Raw genomic sequence first — 4,007 nt, 5'->3', positions numbered from 1 at the left:
CTGGATTCCGCGATTGCATACGGTAAGCGGGTCCAGGATACGGTCGGCGAGTTCGAAGAAGTCACCGGCACTTATTCGCGTGTCGGTCGTGCCGAGGTGGGCGGTGATCCGGAGCCAGTCAACGTCGTCGCAACAACGATCAACCTGAAACCTCTCGATGCCTGGCAGAGCGGACGCTCTTACGAGGCCCTTCAGAACGCGATGTCCGAACGGCTCGCAGCGCGTGTCCCCGGGTTGGCGAACAACTTTTCCCAGCCGATCCAGCTTAGAACCGACGAGCTGCTCTCAGGCGTTCAAGCACAGCTCGTCGTAAGTATCTTCGGTGACGACCTCGACAAGCTTGCCGAGGTCGGCCAGCAGGTTGCAGAGCTGGCGCGCAACACCACTGGCGCCGTGGACGTGCGAGCCCAACAGCAAGGCGGCAAGCAGCAGGTCGTAATAAAACCGGATCGCGAGGCCTTGGCACGCTACGGGATCAGCGTGGACGATGTGCTGAACACCGTGTCCGTCGGCGTCGGTGGCGCCTCCGTTGGCCAGGTCTTTGACGGCGTGCGGCGGTTCGATATTTTCATGCGTCTGCAGGCGAACCAGCGCGAGCGGATCGACGCGATTCGCAACTTGAATCTTCGAGCACCCGACGGCGCATTGATTCCGTTGTCTCGCGTGGCGAATGTCGAGGTTTATACCGGCCCCAAGCAGATCTCCCGCTCCAACGCCAGCCGGCGCCTGTACGTGCAGATGAACGTACGCGGTCGCGATATGGGCGGCGTCGTGAATGACCTGCGTGCCGGCATCGATCGCGAGATCGACATGCCCCCCGGCTATTTCGTCGACTTCGGCGGCCAGTTCGAGAACCAGCAGAGGGCCATGAAAAGGCTTTATCTCGTCGTGCCCATAACTATGGCGCTGATATTTTTGTTGCTCTACAGCGCATTCTCGAGCCTCCGCTATGCGGCGCTAATCTTCTTGAACGTGCCGTTTGCAATCATCGGCGGCATTTTCACGCTGTGGATATCCGGGCTGTATCTATCCGTCCCCGCTGCGGTGGGCTTTATCGCCGTGTTCGGCGTGGCCGTTCAAAACGGGGTAGTCCTGGTTTCCTATATCAATCAGTTGCGTGATCACGGTATGGAGCTTGATGAAGCGGTCAGCACCGGCGCAGAACATCGGCTGCGACCCGTACTCATGACGGCCCTAACAGCGATTCTGGGCTTGATTCCACTGCTCATGGCCAACGGTATTGGGTCTAACGTGCAACGGCCTTTGGCTGCGGTAGTCGTTGGCGGGCTCGTGACCTCAACGCTCCTGACGCTATTGGTTTTGCCGGCCGTGTACCGCTGGTTCGCCGAACCACGTCGCGAAGTAGAGCTATAAGAAGGAGGCTGACCATGAAAGAAATCAAGGCTTATGTACGAGAGGTCATGCTCGAACAGGTGATGTCAGCCCTGGCGGACATTGACGGCATACCCGGGATTGCTGTGGTGCACCTGCGTGAATACGGCCATGTCCAAGACGGCGGATTGGAGCGGGTCAAAATGGCCAAGCTCGAAATCGACGTGCCGGAAGCCCTTGCAGATAGGGTGGTTGACGCGATCGTGGCAAGTGCGCGTACCGGTGAAGGCCATCTTGGTGATGGGAAGGTTTTCATCTCGGACTTGCGGGATGCCATTCGAATCAGCGACGGACAGCGCAATGAAAACGCCGTTCGCCACTCGCCGAAGGCAGGAGATTCAGATGAGTGAGCACGACCACGGCGGTCATAGCCACGGGCATGCCAGCGGTAAGCTACTGATCATCTCTCTCGTTTTCACGACCGGGTTCGCGATTGTGGAAGTGATCGGTGGACTCTGGGCCAATTCATTGGCCCTGGTCGCTGATGCAGGTCATATGATCACCGATTCCATGTCTCTCGGCATTGGGGCATTCGCTGCGTGGCTGAGCCAGCGGCGTGCATCGACAAAACACACGTATGGCTATGCCCGCGCCGAAGTTATCGGGGCGTTGGTGAATGTCCTGTTCATGCTGGGCGTTGTCGTTTGGATTGTCGTAGCCGCTTTCGAGCGGCTTGCAAACCCACAGGAAGTAGGTGGAACCACCGTCATGGTGGTTGCCTTTATAGGCTTACTCGTCAATATCGCGGTCGCGTGGATTCTCATGCGGGGCGAGAAAAGCATGAACGTGCGTGCCGCGTTGTTGCACGTGATGGGTGATCTGGCGGGCTCGGTCGCAGCGTTGCTGGCCGGGCTAATCATCTATCTCACGGGATGGCTCCCGATTGATCCGCTGTTGTCACTATTCATCAGTGTGCTGATCGGCTTTGCGAGCATTAACGTTCTACGTGATGTTCTACGCGTCCTTATGGAAGGCACGCCCGGTCATGTCGATATCGATAATCTGAAGCGCGCTATGGCAGAGGTCGAGGGTGTTGTGGAGGCCCACCACATTCATGTTTGGTCTCTCTCATCGAGCCGACATGCGTTATCGGCGCAAATAAAGCTCGACCAGATCGGACAGTGGGAAGAAGTTCTCCCCAAGCTGCAAGAACTGCTGCAGCGGGATTTTGGTGTCGGACACAGCACATTGCAGCCGGAAACCAATCAAAACGCTAGCTCGCATCTCGCGGGGCCTGCAGCACGCCGCTAGATTGCGTAGCGTTAACGGTGGTAACCATGGCAAAGAAGTGTGAAGTTGTTCGGGTTGTTATTGCCATATTCGCGAGCTTACTTACTCTGGACCATAGCAACGCTCTCGCGGTCGAAATTACTGCTAAAAGCGAAGTGATCCGAGAGCGTTTTGAGTCCACCCTGCAGCGCGCGGAGCGTGGCGACCCTAACGCACAAAATTCAGTAGGCGGCGCATTGGCTGTGGGAGAAGGCGTGACACAGGACGCCGCCGCGGCGTATCGCTGGCTGCGCAAGGCAGCTGAGCAAGGTCATGCGGCTGCCCAATACAATTTGTACCTTTTGTTGCGCCAAAGCCCTAGTCTTGGGGAAAGTTCGGAGGCTGCAATGCAATGGTTGCAAAAAGCGACCGACCAAGGAGTTCTTCCTGCACAATTCAGTCTCGCAGAACTCTATCGCAAAGGTAGAGAAGCTCACGAAAATCGACGTGAGCGCACCGCAATGTATTACTTGTTGGCTGCAAAGCAGGGTTTTGCGGCCGCGCAGTTTTATACCGGATGGTGTTATGAAAAAGGCATTGGGGTGCTCCAAAACGACGTCGAGTCCACTCGGTGGTACTTGAAAGCCGCGACGCAGGGCCACGTCGATGCCCAGATTAACTTGGCGGTGAAGTACGCCCAGGGCAGGGGCGTTGATAAAAGCCTGACGCAGGCTCGGCGATGGTTTAAGCGCGCAGCAAGACAGAATTCTGCGGTCGCTCAGTACAACCTTGGTAAGCTGTACCAGCGCGCGCAGAGCGATGAGGTCAATCTCGTCGAGGCCTACGTGTGGGTTTCATTAGCAGCAAACAAAGGGCTAGAAGCGGCTTTAAAAGAGCAGGCGCTCCTCCTGAGCTTAATGTCCGACGAGCAAATCAAACGAGCCAAAACTCTAATTGCTGACCGGAGCGAGACGCTTGATCTGAATGAAGCTCATGATCGCCAGGTGGCAAGTCGGCGTAGTGTAGGAGCCACAAAACCAATATCAGGACTCGAAGCGTTCGTGCCTGAGCAGGCCGAGGCTTTCGAAGACTAAAAACCGGTTAATGCCACCACTTCTAGTCGAGTGTTTCATCGGTCAAATTAGAAGTGTTACGCCTTGTGCCGTTCGAAACGCGTGCGACCGTCGAAATGTTCTGAAAGAACAAGTCATTTGGCAAATCTGCTCAGAATAGGCGATGTCGGCATCCGCATCGGCTCACTTTTCCGGCCGAGCACCGTGCGAACACTCAAAGGCTATTTCAGTAGCTGCCTAGGGAATTAGGGTCGCTTGTGACAGCATCCGCCAGAGAGGATCCGCCAAGCCGCCCAGAGCGACGGTAAACGACGCACATAAGAAGACAGAGAG

General features: G+C 56.5%; 4 protein-coding genes. All 4 read left to right on the top strand.

The window, feature by feature from the left end:
• The coding region (locus C84B14_RS17905; protein WP_353226105.1) for an efflux RND transporter permease subunit at window positions 1-1,374 on the top strand (1,374 nt) is incomplete at its 5' end.
• Between the two features lie 14 nt (window positions 1,375-1,388).
• The gene (locus C84B14_RS17900) at window positions 1,389-1,742 is read left to right on the top strand and encodes a P-II family nitrogen regulator (RefSeq protein WP_209064690.1); all 354 of its coding nucleotides are present in this window, start codon (window positions 1,389-1,391) and stop codon (window positions 1,740-1,742) included.
• Complete coding sequence (locus C84B14_RS17895) at window positions 1,735-2,643, top strand: cation diffusion facilitator family transporter (RefSeq protein ID WP_209064688.1); 909 nt, start codon at window positions 1,735-1,737, stop codon at window positions 2,641-2,643. The genes C84B14_RS17900 and C84B14_RS17895 overlap by 8 nt, the downstream gene beginning before the upstream one ends.
• Window positions 2,644-2,669: 26 nt before the next feature.
• Complete coding sequence (locus C84B14_RS17890; protein ID WP_353226103.1) at window positions 2,670-3,695, top strand: tetratricopeptide repeat protein; 1,026 nt, start codon at window positions 2,670-2,672, stop codon at window positions 3,693-3,695.
• Window positions 3,696-4,007: the final 312 nt, after the last annotated feature.

The organism is Salinisphaera sp. C84B14 (assembly GCF_040361435.1).
In the GTDB taxonomy this organism is placed as follows: domain Bacteria; phylum Pseudomonadota; class Gammaproteobacteria; order Nevskiales; family Salinisphaeraceae; genus Salinisphaera.
This window is presented reverse-complemented; position numbering and strand designations above follow the sequence as displayed.